Origin of the sequence: Calothrix sp. NIES-2098 (assembly GCF_963875125.1) — a bacterium.
In the GTDB taxonomy this organism is placed as follows: Bacteria; Cyanobacteriota; Cyanobacteriia; order Cyanobacteriales; family Nostocaceae; genus Aulosira.
This window is the reverse complement of sequence record NZ_CAWNKJ010000001.1, coordinates 1,412,066-1,427,838: the sequence shown is the minus strand read 5'-3', so window position 1 is coordinate 1,427,838 and position 15,773 is coordinate 1,412,066. Positions and strand designations below refer to the sequence as shown.

The window sequence follows — 15,773 nt, the reverse complement described above, 5'->3', positions numbered from 1 at the left end:
ACATATTAGGTAAGGAACAATGTTCCTTACAAATAATTTATGTGTTGCCAACATGATTTGAATTGCTATTTATTTAGCTAATTCCAGTTACCAATTACGGTAAATGCCGACCAAAAATAGGGATGAGATAAAGTAACATTTTCTGCCACATCTAAATCTGGAGGTAAAGGCACGAAATTGTTTTCTGATAGGCGTAACTTGCCATCTTGGATGCGAACTTCTCCTTTTAGCATTGCTAATTGAGCCTGTCTAAGTGCTAGAGACCTTAAGGAAGTAGCCTTCAACTCATTATAAAATTTAGTCATCAAGGCTAAAGAGCCTTCATCGCTGACATACCAGAGACTACCAAGCGCCGTTTTTACTCCTGCTTGGACTGCTAAACCAGCAAAGCCTAATTCTGCTTCGTTGTTACCTAAGGCAGTTGTACAGGCGCTCAAAACTAACATTTCGACTTTCGGATTGGCACTCCATTTTAATTCCTGAGATAAGGTTCGTAGCTGATTCAAGCGAATTTTTTCATTCCACAGCTGAATAAAAGACTTGGTAAGTTCTCCAGGATTAAATTGTCCATGAGTTGCTAAATGAATAATCCCAAAACGCTGTTTGCTGCTAACAGATTTGAGATTTTCGATTGTAGATGCTTTGTTTAATAATGCTTGAGATTGACCCGCCCAAATTTTGTTAGTTAATGTATCTATTTCTACACCTGCAAAGGGTAGCGGTATTTGGTCTTCTGTACTTTCTGAGACTCCCATTGCTAAGACTTCAGATTTAGCGATTGGGGCATAACGAGTATCTGTAAGGCTAAAGCTAGGTATCAAAGCAACACCATATTTTTCAATAATGAACTGTTTACCATCATGTAAAGCAGCAATAGGAATAGAGCGCAAACCGCTATCCATTGAAAATATTAAAGTATTGATTTTATTAGCTTGTAAAATAGTTTCAAAAGGAGCAACTATCCACCGATAAAGTTGTTGAGAAGGCACAAGATAATTATTTTTCTCATTTCTATAATTAGTAATTTTCGAGCGAAAGTCTTGAGCAATTTTTTGGACATTACTGTGTTTTGCTTCTAGGATATCTTTGCGGATAGGTTGAATGTTGTCTGAAGCACTGTTGAGACATTTAGAATTGCTAGAAGATGTTTGTGTAGCTCCACTAGGAAGGATAAGAATGAGGTTAAGTTTATCTTTTAAAGAAGCTACATAAAGTAGAGCCGCATTTTGCCCTGTTTGCTGACAAAGGTTTTTTAATGTTTGGGCAATTTCTGAACTTGAAGCAACTTCTCCAAATAATTGTGTACCAAATCTTTCACCAATTTCTACTGCTTGTAACTCTTCAAATTGTTCAACAGCTTGCTCAACAGGTGCTGATTCAAAACTTTTATCAAATGCGCCACGATCTATTTCGACATTAGTACCACTTGGTTCGCCATTAGTGACGCCCTCTTGAGGATCGGGGCCAGTTACATCAGAGGGATTAACAATTTCTTGAGTATCTGCACCACCGTTATCTGATTGATTTGCTGATTGAGCATAAACAGATTTAAAGAAAATTAAAACCAAAGCAACTGATAATACAATTGCTAAAAATGAACGCGGTAATTTCATAAATAGATTTCCCATATTGATATAGATATAAGTTAAAAAGAAATGCCATAACCAATACCAAAGATAAAGCGGCTACCATCGCCCGCATTACCAGTAATATCAGTAACTGCTGGCGTCACTACTAAAGGAAGATTCTTAAATGGTGTAATAGATAATCCTAGGGTTAAATCTTGTCCAGTCCATTCTGCGATCGCATTTACTGGTTGCGCGACTCGTAAAGCTACACTTCCAAAAACTCCGATAGAATCAACTTTATTTCTAATGTCCGATTCTGAACGAAATTGTCCGCCGCCAATACCAGCCGAAACGTAAAGGCGACTAAAAGATTTGCGATCGCTATCTTGTAAACGAAACATTTTAGTCACTACACCATAAGCACTTGTACCACCGTCAGTTTCACCAAAAGTTACAAAATTCTTCACACCAACAGCTACAGCAAAATCATCTGGAAGTCTGCGATGTAATTTAAAACTTAGCGTACCATCTTGGAGATTATCTAAGTCAACAATGCCTAAACTTACATCTAACCCAACTGATTTTTGAGCATCACCGAAACCAATACCAAATCCGATAACTCCATCGGCTGTGTCAGTAAAGCGAGTTCGAGATTGTAGCCCCAAACCTACAGAAGCGCTACCCCAAGATTTACCATAGGCAGATGGTGTTTGGATAGTAATACCAGGAGATGGAATCGAACTCGACCGTCTCTTTCTAAAGACTGCGGGTATTCTTTTTGGTTGAAAAGGCTTTTGTTCTGGATATGCTGGTTCTATTTGTAGAGGTTGTTGTCCCACTGGCTTTGAGATTTGCTCGCTAGTGATTCCCGGATCTTGAGTTACAGAAAAGGACGGTATCTCTACGATCGTGGGAGGGGAAATTGTTGAAGTTACAGACTCTTGATTAAGTTTTTCTGCACTCTTAAAAGCTTTTAAATCTTTTGATTCTGAAAACTCAACAGTAACAAATTCATCGTTATAAGGAATTTCCGTAGAGAAATTGTTACTATCTGTGCTGATGAGAGGATATTCTCCTAGGAAGTAAACCATAATATACGTATTTTAATTAATAATTTTGTTTGCGATAATAGCATTTATTAACACTAAAATATTAGGTTATCCAGGCTTGTTAACAATTTGATATATGTTAAATTTAATATTTAATTAAACTTTTATTGACTGATAAATAAATGAAGATTTTTAAGTTTTTATACTTGAGTTTTATTAGCGCATAAAACAAACATAAAACTAGGGGCATACCAAATGTTTGATTTCATTTTTCAAACCAGAGAGACACAGAGTTCACGCCAACAGGGGTGCGAAGGAAGGTTTCTTGAAGGTATTCATGTTGTTTTTTATGAGATGCTCCCCGCAGAACTTAAGTTAGTGGTTGGGATGGAGTGAGAATTTAACCTAGTTGGGTGATGTTCTAAAATTACGTTTCTTGCGAAGCTAAAAAAGTCCGATCGCTTGGAGTATTGTGCATTGGTTAATCAAATCAACCTCTGGACTTCTGCTGACCATGCTTTGAAATATCTGGCTCAAGCAGATTCTATACCCCACCGTACTGAAGGTGAAGCAGTTTTACTAGAACACGTTCCCAAGACTGTAAAGCGCATTCTGGATTTAGGTACTGGTGATGGTCGTTTACTAGCACTACTCAAACTTGACCGTCCCCAGGCGCAAAGTATCGCTGTTGATTTTTCCGCAACTATGTTAGAGGCGGTAAAAACTCGCTTTGTTAGGGATACAACAGTACAGGTAATTGCCCATAATTTAGATGAACCTCTGCCAGAATTAGGTTCCTTTGACGCAGTAGTTTCTAGCTTTGCTATCCATCACCTTACCCACGATCGCAAACTTGCTCTGTACACGGAAATTTTTCAAATATTGGAACCTGGTGGTATTTTCTGCAATTTAGAGCATGTTGCTTCACCCACACCAGCATTACACAAGCATTTTTTACACTCAATTGGTTTCACTTTAGAAACTGAAGACCCATCCAATAAACTTTTAGATGTAGAAACACAGTTGGGTTGGTTGCGCGAGATTGGCTTTATTGATGTGGATTGTTATTGGAAGTGGCTAGAACTGGCGCTGTTGATTGGCTTGAAACCTAATTCAAGTAATGTTTGAGGTGTATGAGTAAAAAATTGGTTGATCCCAGTGAGTTGTTGAATAGGTATGCTGCTGGAGAAAGAAATTTTAGTAACATCTACATTGAAGGTGCTGACGAATTGGCTAGTGCCAACTTGAGCGGTATCATCTTGAATGGTGCTGTGTTTGCCGAAATGCTTTTGAACGAGATCAATCTCAGCGGTTCTAAGCTGCGGGAGACTGATTTTGGGCAAGCTTCCTTATATGGAGCCAATCTTTGTGGAGCAGATTTGACACGAGCTAATTTGCGTTATGCCGTTCTCGATAGCGCAAATTTTAGTGATGCTTGTTTGGTCGATGCTCACCTCAAAGGAGCTAGTATGGGTCATGCCAATTTCACCCGATGCAACTTGAGTGGAGCAGAGATCAGTGAAAATCCTTGGTTAGAAGGTGCTATATTCTGCAACACTATTATGCCAGATGGAAGTATCCGTATTCCCAACACCTGATTTATCTATAAGCAAATGATGAATCATCTCACAAAAATGCCGTGTATGGACTTGTTCCTGATGGAACTGTAATATGCTTCCAAATCTACACTTACAGGTGGAACTATTTGCCCAATAGCATTTCCAGATATAAGTGTTGCGGTAGATTTGATTGTTAGTACTTAAATTTGTCAGGCTCAATTTATATGGATGAGCTTCATCCACTTTCAGATTTTATTGACTGTAAAATTCGAGTCAACAACGCATCCCCAACTTACTACTATGAAGGGTATTGTCCTCAAAGCGGTAATTTGCTGAAACTACCACGCACTTCTTTGGTAGAAGCGATCGCTCAAAGTTTAATGCAACAACTTGCCAAGGATGAAATTTATACTCAAGAAGGCAAGATGTATGGAATATTGTTAGTTGAACTACCGACTGGCGAACAGCGAGTTATTAAAGCGTTCTCCGGGTTACTGAATGGTTGTAGTGTAGTTGAAGGTTGGGTTCCGCCAATTTCGGGACGAGAGGAAGTTGCTTTAGAAGAAGCCAAAACTTTGGCAGAATTGGAAGCTATTAAGCAAGAATTAATTACCTTAAACCAACTCCCCGAAAGACAGCAATACGAAATTCTGTCTCGTGAATTTGCACAGCAGTTGCAAGCAATGCGCGATCGCCATCGCGATCGCAAACATCAGCGTCACGAAAAACGTCAGCTAATCTGCGCTACACTCACGGGCGAAGCACTGACTATTGCTATTGAACAACTTGATGAAGAAAGCCGTCAGCAGGGAATTGAACAACGTCAACTTAAACGCCAGCATAATGAAGTATTGCAGCCGTTGAAGCAGGTAATCGCAGCAGCAGACAAGCGGATGCAGGAACTGAAACAACAGCGCAAACAACTTTCCCGCCAACTGCAAGCACAGATGCAAGCGGCTTACACCCTAATGAATTTTTTGGGACAAAGGCGATCGCTACAACAATTAATGCCACAAGGCTTACCGACAGGTACAGGTGACTGTTGCGCACCCAAACTATTACAATATGCGGCTACCCATAATTTAAAACCATTAGCAATGGCAGAATTTTGGTGGGGAACTAAATCTACCGATGGAGACAAAATTCCCGGAAGATTTTATGGTGCTTGTGCAGAACGCTGTCAGCCGTTGATGGGATTTTTATTATCAGGTTTCTCAGAAATTAACTCTTCAAGGCTGTTATCTGTTAATCAAGAGAAAGACGAAACACTATCGATTATTTATGAAGATAAATGGTTAATTGCCGTCAATAAACCTGCGGGATTACTATCAGTTCCCGGTCGTTATTTTGATACTCAAGATAGCGTTCTTAGTCGTTTGCGAAATTCATTACCGGATGGGATGTCACTCAATACCGTGCATCGTCTAGATCGAGACACATCTGGTATTTTGTTATTAGCACGCGATCGCCAAACTTATCGCCAACTGAGCATACAATTTCAACAACAGCAAATTCACAAAGTTTATGAAGCCCTACTTGCTGGTATTGTCACCGTAGATCGAGGTGTAATTGAATTACCACTTTGGGGAAATCCTGATAATCGCCCTTATCAACAAGTTGATTGGGAATACGGTAAACCCAGCATTACCCATTTTCAAGTTCTAGCCAGAGAAGGAAACTATACTCGTGTTGAGTTTACACCTCTAACCGGACGCACCCATCAATTAAGAGTTCATGCTGCTGATGTGCAAGGGTTAGGAGTAGCTATTTTGGGCGATCGCCTTTATGGTTGTAATCAAGTTGCCAGTCGCTTATATTTGCACGCCAGGGAACTCTCTTTCCAGCATCCACACTTGGAAGAGACCCTGCAAATACAGGCAAAGACACCATTTTGAGCATATTGCTAACGTTTATATACTGCGATGATAGGTGTCACTTTTGGCTGATTGGGATTGGTCAGGTTTAATCTATAAGAAGTTCTTAAAATATTTTCATTTTTCTCTCCTCGGACTGTCACTATATAATTAGCTTTTTGAGAAGAGTCTTTTTCGACTTTTTCAATTAGCCGATCTTGAATAAGTTGAGCTTGCACTAATCTTTGCGGTATCAGCTTTTGAGGCTGCCAAAGACAAAAAACACTTCGGGAATTGGGAAATTTTAGTACTTGTAAAATGTATTTTTGATTATTAACATCAAAACTGGATGTCCAATATACTGTTCCTCGGCTCTGTGGTGGTATTTTCTTAACAATTTCTTGTGTTCTCTCATGATACTGGCAATTCTTATCAATAATTGGTTCACCAGCAGCAACGGGTTTTGATAGTATTTCTATGCCGAGAGTAAATAAAATTAAACCTGTTAAACTGCAAGCAATAGGTTTTAAATAGAGCATATATTTTAGTCTTTATCCCATTGCTGATGACGGAGCCAATCTATAGAGAGTTCCTAATTGATTTTTCCCAGACACGTAGGCATTGCCAAACAAAACTATAGATATAGTCAGCAATGCCCACTTTTACTACTCAGTAAAAGATTTCACAAATTCGTAACGAATTAAAATCAGAAAAACTCTGTGTTATTCCACGCTAACTTTGCGTCCCTTGGCGTTTTAAAACCTACATATTAATCTATTCGACAACGCCCCTCAGTATTACAAAGTCGCTCTTGACGCTGGGCGACAACATCCTCTAACTTCGGTCGTCCGGTGATGGCAAGTCGCCATTTTGCCCAGATTCCATAGAGAAAATCTGCGATCGCACCCACAATCGGTAACTTAGTTACACTATATATCCAACCCATCCCCAGAATTTCGTAAACACGGCGAAATACCTCAACATTTTGCACTACTGTTCCATCTGGTAAAACTGCATGGATGCGTCCCATTGCGGTTTCAAAATCTACTCCGCCATGCGCTTCGGGGTTATAGTTATCGTCTGCAATATCGACAAATTTCACTAAGCCTCGACCTGCATCTCGTTTTTGCAGAAAGTTTACCTCGCGCATACATAAAGGACATTCACCGTCATACAACAGCTCGATTTTCCATGAAGGTGCAGTAGATACAGGCTGAGTCAGCACTTTATCGGAACTAGAACTATAAGATTGGGAATTTGATGAAGACATAGATGATTGCTAATTAATACTCTTGTACTTAAATATTTTAGAAAATTTAAGAAATATCAACAAATGTTTCAATTTAAATCATTCCTTTGGAAATATGCATTTTATGTGTGCTTTTACATAACGCCAACGATATAAATCCGTCTATACCTACGGAAGTAAATACTTATTCACATTTGTTTACAAAGTCGAGTAGAATGACCTTATTCACAGATAAGTATTTTTTCTCATTGACATGATAGCGGATCGATTTCCCTGGCTTACCGCGATTGTTCTACTGCCACTGGTTGCTTCCCTGCTCATCCCTGTGCTGCCTGATAAAGATGGCAAGCGCGTGCGGTGGTATGCCCTTGGCGTAGGTATCGCAGATTTTGCTTTGATGTGTTACGCCTTTTGGCAGCATTACGATGCGAACAGTGCTAGTTTTCAACTCGTGGAGAATTACGCCTGGATGCCGCAGTTAGGTTTGAACTGGGCCGTATCAGTCGATGGGTTGTCAGCTCCACTAGTGCTGCTGGCAGGATTTGTCACCACACTCTCGATGTTTTCCGCATGGCAAGTCGATCGCAGACCGAAGCTATTCTACTTTTTAATGCTGGTGCTGTATTCGGCACAGATAGGAGTGTTTGTTGCTCAAGACTTACTGCTGTTTTTCATCATGTGGGAAGTCGAGCTGATTCCTGTCTACCTGCTCGTTTGCATTTGGGGCGGACAGAAGCGCCGCTATGCAGCCACAAAATTTTTGTTATATACCGCAGCCGCTTCTATATTTATTCTCGTAGCAGCACTGGCAATGGCGCTCTACGGTGGCGGCACAATGACCTTTGATATAGCAGCTTTGGGGATGAAAGATTTTCCCCTTGGTCTAGAACTACTGTTATATGCAGGATTATTAATTGCCTTTGGTGTTAAGCTGGCTATTTTCCCTCTACACACCTGGTTGCCTGATGCCCACGGTGAAGCATCTGCACCTGTATCGATGATTTTGGCAGGCGTGTTGCTGAAGATGGGCGGATATGGACTGATTCGCTTAAACCTTGAACTTTTACCTGACGCACACGTTTACTTTGCACCTGTTTTAGCGATTTTGGGCGTTGTCAACATTATTTATGGTGCGTTGAACTCTTTTGCTCAGACCAACATGAAGCGACGCTTGGCGTATTCGTCAATTTCCCACATGGGATTTGTACTGCTGGGGATTGCGTCCTTCACCGATTTGGGAATCAACGGTGCAATGTTGCAGATGATTTCTCACGGTTTGATTGCATCGGTGCTGTTCTTCTTGGCTGGGGTGACTTATGACCGTACCCATACAATGTCAATGGAAGATATGGGTGGTATTGGTCAACTGATGCCCAAAGTATTTGCACTGTTTACAATTGGTGCAATGGCTTCCCTGGCTCTCCCTGGTATGAGTGGGTTTGTTGGGGAACTGTCGGTCTTCGTTGGTTTAACTACCAGTGATATTTACAGTTCGGCTTTCTGTACAGTCACAGTTTTCTTAGCCGCAGTGGGAGTGATTTTGACACCAATCTATCTACTTTCGATGCTGCGACAAGTATTTTACGGTACTGGTAAAGCACCTAACTGTAACCTTGCAGATGGCAGCTGGAAGTATCAAGAAGCAGAAGAAGCGGTTTGTTTTGGTACAGATTGCGTTCTACCTACCGAAGCAGTATATAGAGATGCTAGCCCCCGTGAAGTGTTTATTGCTGCCTGCTTTATCCTGCTGATTATTGGTATTGGTTTTTATCCCAAGGTCGCTATGCAGATGTACGATGTGAAGACTGTGGCAGTGAATGCTCAGGTTCGCCAATCTTACACCGTCATCTCGCAAGCGAATCCAGGGATTTATGCTAGTGGATTCTTAGCTCCCAAGATTGCAGAACCTGAAGTAGCACCAGTTTTGGCAACAATGAAGTAAGCTTTTCGACCTCTATTATCTGTTGAAAAATCAGCGCGATCGCTCTTTGTTGGGCGATCGTTTTTTATTCGCAAGTGTCGTGTCAGTATGGAAGAAACAGCGCCGGAGTTAACGCAACTAAAAAAATGAGCGTCACTGTTCCCATTCAAGCAATTGCACTCACCCCCGGTAGCCAGATTACGATCTCTAATTTATCCTGGCAAGACTTTGAGCAAATTCTCACTGACTTAGGCGAAAAGCGCAGTAGTCGCTTCACTTACTACCGAGGAACTTTAGAAATCATGTCTCCCTTAGCATTGCACGAACGTCCTAACCGCATTATTGCTGATATCGTCAAAGCTATTCTGGAAATTCAAGGACGAGATTGGGAAGATTTTGGCTCAACCACCCTCAAACGTCCAGAAATTGCTGGTATTGAACCAGATACTTGCTTTTACATTCAAAATGCTGACCGAGTGCAAGGTTGTACCAATTTAGATTTAAACGATTATCCACCGCCAGATTTAGCTATAGAGTCTGATGTTACTTCTAAAACTACCCTTGAGGTTTACGAAGCGATGGGTGTTCCTGAAGTTTGGATTTACCGCAACAAACAGTTAAAAATATATCTTCTCTCTAATCAAGATTATATAGAAACGTCTGTCAGTCCCATCTTTCCCGAATTACCTTTAATCGAACTCATTCCTCAAATGGTGCAAAAAGCTATTGACCAAGGAACTAGTAAAATGCTGCGCGACTTGAAAAATCAATTTCGCCAGCCATAAATTTTCAAGCGAAATTTAGATGAATAGTTATGTCTCAGCAATATTCTATTGAACAGATTCCGGTTAACTTCGACAGAATTATTGAAGAAGTTGAACAAGGCGAACCAATACAAATTACACGGCAAGGTAAGCAAGTAGCAGTTATTCTTTCAACCGCAGAATACGAGCGATTAGTTAATCAAACCTCGAATTTTTGGGAATCTTTAGCACAATTTCGCCAAGAAATAATAGAAGAAGGCATTGAGATTAACTCCGATGAAGTATGGAAGGATGTACGCGATAGCTCATCTCAAGTTCAAATGAATCTGTGAGCATAATTCGGAACATTGTGAGTCGTTTCGCTTAATAAAGACTTACTTTATAAATCTTCTATTAAAAGATGAATTCAGAACTTGAAAATAAGCTTTGGAATGCAGGAAAAGAAGAGAAAGCATATAGCAGAGAAACTTGGTATAAAATCATAGATGCTCTAATAGATGATTTTCAGCATTTTGTTGGGCAGGATTTTCATCGCGATGACGAAATTCAATTAAATATTGAAAACCCACTTTGTCCATCATTTGGTCGTTGGATATGGACGGATGAAATAGGAAACTCCCCTATCTCTGTAACTTGGTCAGCTTTAATAGGAGGCGATATCGTAGGAACTGAAGAGTCGGGAGATATTTTTTATGTTAGTCTCTTATTATTTTTGTTTGATACTACAGGCGACAACCGTTTACGTCTAAAAACTGGCGAAAGCTTCCTTTCATTTGCTTTTGAAAAACAGTCTAATGGTAATGGATGTTGGCGTAGTTTTGGGTGGTGTAAGGATGAATGGGGTGAATGGGAAAATTTTGGATAGTGAAAATTGTTAGCTTCAAGTGTAAGTAATTTTCCTCAATTAAATCGAATTTCTATAGAAGCTTCTAAGAAACTGCAAAATTTGTATGTTTGCGTAGTTCAGGAGATTTAAACCCTAAAACTATATGGTCTTTAGAAACTCCAGCAGCAACAATTTCATCTGTGATGCCCTCTTCAGTGCCATCGTGTTGAATCCAGAGTTTATTGTCAATAATATCAATGTGTAGCAAAGTGCCGTAGATGCGGTAATCGTTTTGCCAGCCAGTTTCTACTAAGAGGTAGCGATCGCGTTCTCGGTCAAATACTAATTCCACTTTAACTTGGTCATCGCTACTAAGAAAGTCTGCATATTCTTTGAGAATTTTTTCAACTATTTCACGATATCTAGATTTTAAGGAATCCATCGCATAATCACCTCATTGTTTGGATTGAAAGTCACTAATTTAATAATGCCGTCTTCAATCAATGTTTTACCAGCTTCTTCTTCAAAAACACTCTTATTGATAGCTTCGCTAACTGCAAGGTATAAAGTATGTTCTGGATAATAACGTTTTAGCAAATGAGTATAAAGAACAAATTGACCAACAGCTTCTTCCAGGTCTTTCATTTCAGAAGGGCTGGTAAAGCTTTTGACTTCAACTGCTATTTTTTCAACTCCACGTTCGGCTGCAAGCAAACGTTCTGCACCCAAATCTACAAATAAATTCTTACCACGTGCTAGACGAATCCGTAAGGGATCGTGGGTGATTGTCCAACCATCTTTGATCAAGGCATTTTTAACGGTGGAGTGGTATATGTCTTTGGCAGGCATAGCGCTCTAATACACTCTCCCCATTTTCGCTGAGATATACTCGCTTTTCCACAGCAACACGATGACCGCGGCTGAGATAATCATCCAGTGCATCAGCAATTGCTACTATATTCGGCTATGGAATTCTGACCATAATTCTGGAGTTTCCAGATAAGGATTCATGCCAGGAAAAGGAGAGGGCATAGTAAAACTTCAGTTGGGTAATAGTTTTATATTTATGGTATCAAAGGGATTTTTTCAATGAAGCAACTCCTCAGGCGCATGAATAAATTCGGGTTGAAACGTTGTCATATTATTATGATTGAGATTTGAAACAGAATTTTTTAATCTGCGATCGCCTCTATTGAGGATCAAAACCTCATTAACGGAGTTAAAAGCCTCATTAACGGAGTTCCGAACCTCATTAATGGAGTTCTGAGCCTCATTAACGGAGTTCCGAACCTCATTAACGGAGTTCCGAGCCTCATTAATGGAGTTCCGAGCTTCATTAACGGAGTTCCAAGCCTCATTAACGGAGTTCTGAGCTTCATTAATGAGCTTCTGAGCCTCATTAATGGAGCTAAAAGCCTCATTAACGGAGTTCCGAGCCTCATTAATGGAGCTAAAAGCCTCATTAACGGAGTTCTGAGCCTCATTAACGGAGCTAAAAGCCTCATTTAAGAGTATCAAAGATAAATCTTTCTCTTTAATTCTCCACTGCGCCCAGTGCTTTTAGTGTGGCTATCTGTGCTGCGGTTAAACCTGTAACTCCGGTGATATTCATGCCTTCATAAGGCCTTTCAACTTGCAAGGTTTTTAAGCATTCACCTGTTTTGACATCCCATAATTTTATTGTCCCATCGCCGCTACCGCTAGCTAGGGTTTGACCGTTGGGATAAAATGCGATTGACCACACTCTATTAATATGTGCCTGTAAAGTATGGATACATTTGCCGTCATTCACTGACCACAGTCGCAGTGTTTGGTCATCACCACCACTAGCTACAGTTTTACCATCGGGACTAAATGCTACTGACCAAATCCAATTAGTGTGTCCTTGGAGAACTTTCAAACATTTACCATCATTGACTGACCATAGCCTGACTGTTTGGTCATTACCGCCACTAGCTAAAAGTTGACCATCAGGACTGAATGCTATTGGCCCAACTTGTCCGGTATGTCCCTGTAAAACTTTGAGGACTTTACCGTCATTGACTGACCATAGCCTCACGGTTTGGTCATAACCAGCACTGGCTAAAATTTGTCCATCTGGACTAAATGCGACTGACCATACTTGATTAGTGTTTTCTTGGAGAATTTGCAGACATTTACCTGTACTTACCGACCATAATCTAACTGTGCCGTCATGACTGCCACTAGCTAAGATTTCACCATTAGGAGCAAATGCTATCGATCCTACTTTATGAGTATGTTCCGCTAAAACTTTTAGCAACTCGCCATTTGTAACCGACCATAACCTAATTGTTTGGTCATTGCTGCTACTCCCTATAATCTCACCATTGGGGCTAATGGCAACTGACCTGACTTCCGCTGTATGTGCTGCTAAAGTTTTGCGACATTGATTATTACCAAATGTCCACAGCCGCACTTTTTGGTCAACACTACCACTAGCTAAAGTTTTACCGTCAGGGCTGAAAGCTACTGATTGTACGCCGTTAATGTAGCCTTGAAAAATCTTGAGGCACTGACCATCATTAACTGACCACAGTCTGACTGTTTGATCGTAACCACCACTGGCTAAAATTTTACCATCAGGGCTAAATGCTACTGACCAAATGCGATCGCTATGTCCTTGGAGAATTTGGTAACATTGCCCATCATTAACTGACCATAGTCTCACTGTTTTGTCGTAACTACCACTAGCTACAGTTTGACTATCAGGACTAAACCTCACTGATAAAACTCTATCGCTATGTCCCTGGAGTACTTGCAAGCACTTGCCATCAGCCAGCGACCATAGTCTCACAGTGCGATCGTGACTGCCACTAGCGAGAATTTTACCATCAGGACTAAATGCTATTGACCGCAGCCCATCAGTATGTCCTTGGAGTACTCGCAAACATTGACCGTCGCTAACTGACCATATTCTCAATGTTGTATCAAAACTGCCACTGGCGACAATTTGGCTATTAGGACTAAAGGCGACTGACCAAATCTCACGGTTATGTCCTTGGAGAACTTGCAAGCAATTACCGTCAAGGACTGACCAAATTCTCAAGCTTTGGTCAACACTACCACTAACTAAAAGTTGACCATCAGGACTGAATGCTATAGACTCTACACGATCGCTGTGTCCCTGTAAAGTTTGGATGCACTTACCATCATTGAGTGACCATAGCTTTACTGTTTGGTCAACACTACCACTAGCTAAAATTTGACCATCAGGGCTAAACGCTACTGACCGCACATAACCTCTATGACCTTTGCAAGTTAAAATTTGTTGACCATCTTCTATCTGCCATAGGCGAATTTCGCCATGAGCATCACCTGTGGCGATAATCTTGCCATCGGGACTGAAGGCGACTGAGAAAATAGTTGCCAAAATATCTGTAAAAACCGACCTATCGAAAGCAGCATTAGCTAAGTTTAGCTGCTGTAAATTCTCACCCTTGAGGTATGCTTGCCAAAGCGTTAGATGAGAAAAATCATAATTGCTTAAATCTGTTTGCAGGTAGCAAAGCAAATTTAAAATATTACCGCCTATATATCCTGGTTGTTGAGGAAACTTTTCCTGTAAGGTTGCGAGAATTTCAGTTAATTTATTGGCAATTTTTTTATTGCTTCCTAGTAAGGTAAGTAACCGTTCGGCAAGGGGTTTAAGGATTAAGCGAATTTGGGCTTCTCGAATATAATCTTTGGCGGTCGCTTTCATTAAAGCATAGCGATTGAAAAGGGCTATTTCCTCACCGATGATATTTTCAGCTACTTCTGCAATTAAGCGATCGCTTAAATATTCCATAACCACTGGTTGCAGGGTAAATAGTGCTTTACTTTTCTCGATCAGCGACCTTCTCACTAATGACTGCAACGCTTCCATCAAATTAGATTGCGATGGTAGGGCAACAATATCCTCGCGTAATTCGGCAATTCCTACAGGTTCGCGATTAATGGCTAGCCAATACATCACCTCTGTTTCTAAATCTGATAGACGATGAAATTGCTGGTCTAAAAGCTCGCGAATACCGCCAAAAACTACAGTATCCTGGGCTAAAAATGCCGAAATACTACTATCAAATAATTCTTTAATTGTGGTAGAAATTATTTTTAATGCTAAGGGATGACCTTTATAAAATTCAATAAGTTTAACTTGTTCTGGTTCTGTACCGGAAAGTCCTTGAGTATGAAAAATCTCTTCGCCATCTACTGCTTTTAACCCAGTTAGTTGCAAAACCCGCACTGGTAGAGTTTCGCCCTCCGATGCTGCAATTTCTTGCGGTTTTTCTCTACTGGTGAGGATTAAGCAACTTTGATGATTTGTCGCCCCTATGCGTCTGAGGAGTTCGCCATAAGCTTCATAGCCTTGGCGATATGCTAAAGCACCCGATTGAAAAATTGACTCAGCATTATCTAGTATCAAAAGACAACGCGATGAACGAAGATAGTCAATTAGTAAAGAAATTCTCTCTCCTACATCCTGCGGTAAATCAATTTGTTTTTGGTGAGAGATAAACTTAATCAATTCTGCCAAAATATCTTGAATGGGTGGCGCATTTCTCAGACTCCGCCAGATTACATAGTCAAATTCCCCTTGAATCTTTTGTGCCAGCTTAATAGATAGAGAAGTTTTACCAATTCCCCCCATCCCCAACACCGCTACTACACGACAGCGTTCTTGCAAAATCAACTGTTCTAGCTTGGTAAGTTCTTCAGTACGCCCATAAAAAACTGAGACATCAACAGCCTCGCCCCAATCAACGCGATGGGAAGATTGAGGTTTTAACAGCGGAGTAGGTTTTGTCTTGTCTACTTGTTCAACTGCTAGCTGTTTCTCCCGCTTTTTGTCTATATAGTCCAAAACTTGCACCATACTAGCAATAAAGCCGATTAAGCCCACGAGAAAACCGATGGTAGCGGAGATAGGTTCCATGATCAGCAATTCAAAATTTGGAATTTAAGACGAAAAACCTATATTTAA

General features: G+C 40.5%; 16 protein-coding genes. 7 read left to right on the top strand and 9 right to left on the bottom strand.

Going from position 1 to position 15,773, the window contains the following annotated elements; genetic code table 11:
• Nucleotides 1-77: 77 nt before the first annotated feature.
• Nucleotides 78-1,613, bottom strand: a complete 1,536-nt coding sequence (locus tag AACU33_RS05910) for a CHAT domain-containing protein (RefSeq protein WP_096587490.1) — start codon at nt 1,611-1,613, stop codon at nt 78-80.
• A gap of 32 nt (nt 1,614-1,645) precedes the next feature.
• Nucleotides 1,646-2,659, bottom strand: coding sequence for a hypothetical protein (locus AACU33_RS05905; RefSeq protein ID WP_096587488.1), 1,014 nt, complete (start codon nt 2,657-2,659; stop codon nt 1,646-1,648).
• A 435-nt stretch (nt 2,660-3,094) separates the two neighbouring features.
• Between AACU33_RS05905 and AACU33_RS05900 the strand changes: the two genes are divergently transcribed.
• From AACU33_RS05900 to AACU33_RS05890, 3 genes are all read left to right on the top strand, one after another.
• Nucleotides 3,095-3,745: a class I SAM-dependent methyltransferase gene (locus AACU33_RS05900; protein WP_339375790.1), complete on the top strand. Its 651-nt coding sequence runs from the start codon at nt 3,095-3,097 to the stop codon at nt 3,743-3,745.
• Between the two features lie 5 nt (nt 3,746-3,750).
• The gene (locus AACU33_RS05895) at nt 3,751-4,215 is read left to right on the top strand and encodes a pentapeptide repeat-containing protein (protein ID WP_096587487.1); all 465 of its coding nucleotides are present in this window, start codon (nt 3,751-3,753) and stop codon (nt 4,213-4,215) included.
• Between the two features lie 185 nt (nt 4,216-4,400).
• Entirely contained in the window at nt 4,401-6,071 is a 1,671-nt protein-coding gene (locus tag AACU33_RS05890) for an RluA family pseudouridine synthase (RefSeq protein ID WP_096587485.1), read from the top strand.
• 8 nt (nt 6,072-6,079) lie between these two features.
• Here AACU33_RS05890 and AACU33_RS05885 read toward each other — a convergent pair whose 3' ends face one another.
• Nucleotides 6,080-6,568, bottom strand: a complete 489-nt coding sequence (locus AACU33_RS05885; RefSeq protein ID WP_096587483.1) for a hypothetical protein — start codon at nt 6,566-6,568, stop codon at nt 6,080-6,082.
• Between the two features lie 230 nt (nt 6,569-6,798).
• A complete protein-coding gene (locus tag AACU33_RS05880; RefSeq protein ID WP_096587482.1) occupies nt 6,799-7,299 on the bottom strand; it encodes a thiol-disulfide oxidoreductase DCC family protein in 501 nt (166 codons plus the stop codon).
• Nucleotides 7,300-7,531: 232 nt separating this feature from the next.
• Here AACU33_RS05880 and AACU33_RS05875 point away from each other — a divergent pair, with 232 nt between their 5' ends.
• From AACU33_RS05875 to AACU33_RS05860, 4 genes are all read left to right on the top strand, one after another.
• Complete coding sequence (locus AACU33_RS05875; RefSeq protein WP_096587480.1) at nt 7,532-9,220, top strand: NAD(P)H-quinone oxidoreductase subunit 4; 1,689 nt, start codon at nt 7,532-7,534, stop codon at nt 9,218-9,220.
• Nucleotides 9,221-9,345: 125 nt separating this feature from the next.
• Nucleotides 9,346-9,984 (top strand): Uma2 family endonuclease, encoded by a 639-nt coding sequence (locus AACU33_RS05870; protein ID WP_096587478.1) that lies wholly within the window; start codon nt 9,346-9,348, stop codon nt 9,982-9,984.
• Nucleotides 9,985-10,013: 29 nt separating this feature from the next.
• A complete protein-coding gene (locus AACU33_RS05865) occupies nt 10,014-10,295 on the top strand; it encodes a type II toxin-antitoxin system Phd/YefM family antitoxin (protein WP_096587477.1) in 282 nt (93 codons plus the stop codon).
• 68 nt (nt 10,296-10,363) lie between these two features.
• On the top strand, nt 10,364-10,828 hold the full coding sequence (locus AACU33_RS05860; RefSeq protein WP_096587475.1) for a hypothetical protein: 465 nt from the start codon (nt 10,364-10,366) through the stop codon (nt 10,826-10,828).
• A 64-nt stretch (nt 10,829-10,892) separates the two neighbouring features.
• Here the strand turns inward: AACU33_RS05860 and AACU33_RS05855 are convergent, their stop codons facing one another.
• From AACU33_RS05855 to AACU33_RS05835, 5 genes are all read right to left on the bottom strand, one after another.
• Nucleotides 10,893-11,231 (bottom strand): XisI protein, encoded by a 339-nt coding sequence (locus tag AACU33_RS05855; protein ID WP_096587474.1) that lies wholly within the window; start codon nt 11,229-11,231, stop codon nt 10,893-10,895.
• A complete protein-coding gene (locus tag AACU33_RS05850) occupies nt 11,219-11,638 on the bottom strand; it encodes a XisH family protein (protein ID WP_096587472.1) in 420 nt (139 codons plus the stop codon). Before AACU33_RS05850 ends, AACU33_RS05855 begins: the two co-directional genes overlap by 13 nt.
• Nucleotides 11,639-11,743: 105 nt before the next feature.
• The gene (locus AACU33_RS37545) at nt 11,744-11,800 is read right to left on the bottom strand and encodes a DUF4058 family protein (protein ID WP_445291781.1); all 57 of its coding nucleotides are present in this window, start codon (nt 11,798-11,800) and stop codon (nt 11,744-11,746) included.
• Between the two features lie 188 nt (nt 11,801-11,988).
• Entirely contained in the window at nt 11,989-12,294 is a 306-nt protein-coding gene (locus AACU33_RS05840) for a hypothetical protein (protein ID WP_339375789.1), read from the bottom strand.
• Nucleotides 12,295-12,323: 29 nt separating this feature from the next.
• Nucleotides 12,324-15,725, bottom strand: coding sequence for an NB-ARC domain-containing protein (locus tag AACU33_RS05835; protein ID WP_096587471.1), 3,402 nt, complete (start codon nt 15,723-15,725; stop codon nt 12,324-12,326).
• Nucleotides 15,726-15,773 lie beyond the last annotated feature (48 nt).

Bases quoted from the DNA above. Each gene is read 5' to 3' on its own strand.
- AACU33_RS05910 (WP_096587490.1), bottom strand. From the start codon at position 1,613: ATGAAATTACCGCGTTCATTTTTAGCAATTGTATTATCAGTTGCTTTG.
- AACU33_RS05905 (WP_096587488.1), bottom strand. From the start codon at position 2,659: ATGGTTTACTTCCTAGGAGAATATCCTCTCATCAGCACAGATAGTAAC.
- AACU33_RS05895 (WP_096587487.1), top strand. From the start codon at position 3,751: ATGAGTAAAAAATTGGTTGATCCCAGTGAGTTGTTGAATAGGTATGCT.
- AACU33_RS05890 (WP_096587485.1), top strand. From the start codon at position 4,401: ATGGATGAGCTTCATCCACTTTCAGATTTTATTGACTGTAAAATTCGA.
- AACU33_RS05885 (WP_096587483.1), bottom strand. From the start codon at position 6,568: ATGCTCTATTTAAAACCTATTGCTTGCAGTTTAACAGGTTTAATTTTA.
- AACU33_RS05880 (WP_096587482.1), bottom strand. From the start codon at position 7,299: ATGTCTTCATCAAATTCCCAATCTTATAGTTCTAGTTCCGATAAAGTG.
- AACU33_RS05875 (WP_096587480.1), top strand. From the start codon at position 7,532: ATGATAGCGGATCGATTTCCCTGGCTTACCGCGATTGTTCTACTGCCA.
- AACU33_RS05870 (WP_096587478.1), top strand. From the start codon at position 9,346: ATGAGCGTCACTGTTCCCATTCAAGCAATTGCACTCACCCCCGGTAGC.
- AACU33_RS05865 (WP_096587477.1), top strand. From the start codon at position 10,014: ATGTCTCAGCAATATTCTATTGAACAGATTCCGGTTAACTTCGACAGA.
- AACU33_RS05860 (WP_096587475.1), top strand. From the start codon at position 10,364: ATGAATTCAGAACTTGAAAATAAGCTTTGGAATGCAGGAAAAGAAGAG.
- AACU33_RS05855 (WP_096587474.1), bottom strand. From the start codon at position 11,231: ATGGATTCCTTAAAATCTAGATATCGTGAAATAGTTGAAAAAATTCTC.
- AACU33_RS05850 (WP_096587472.1), bottom strand. From the start codon at position 11,638: ATGCCTGCCAAAGACATATACCACTCCACCGTTAAAAATGCCTTGATC.
- AACU33_RS05840 (WP_339375789.1), bottom strand. From the start codon at position 12,294: ATGAGGCTTTTAGCTCCGTTAATGAGGCTCAGAACTCCGTTAATGAGG.
- AACU33_RS05835 (WP_096587471.1), bottom strand. From the start codon at position 15,725: ATGGAACCTATCTCCGCTACCATCGGTTTTCTCGTGGGCTTAATCGGC.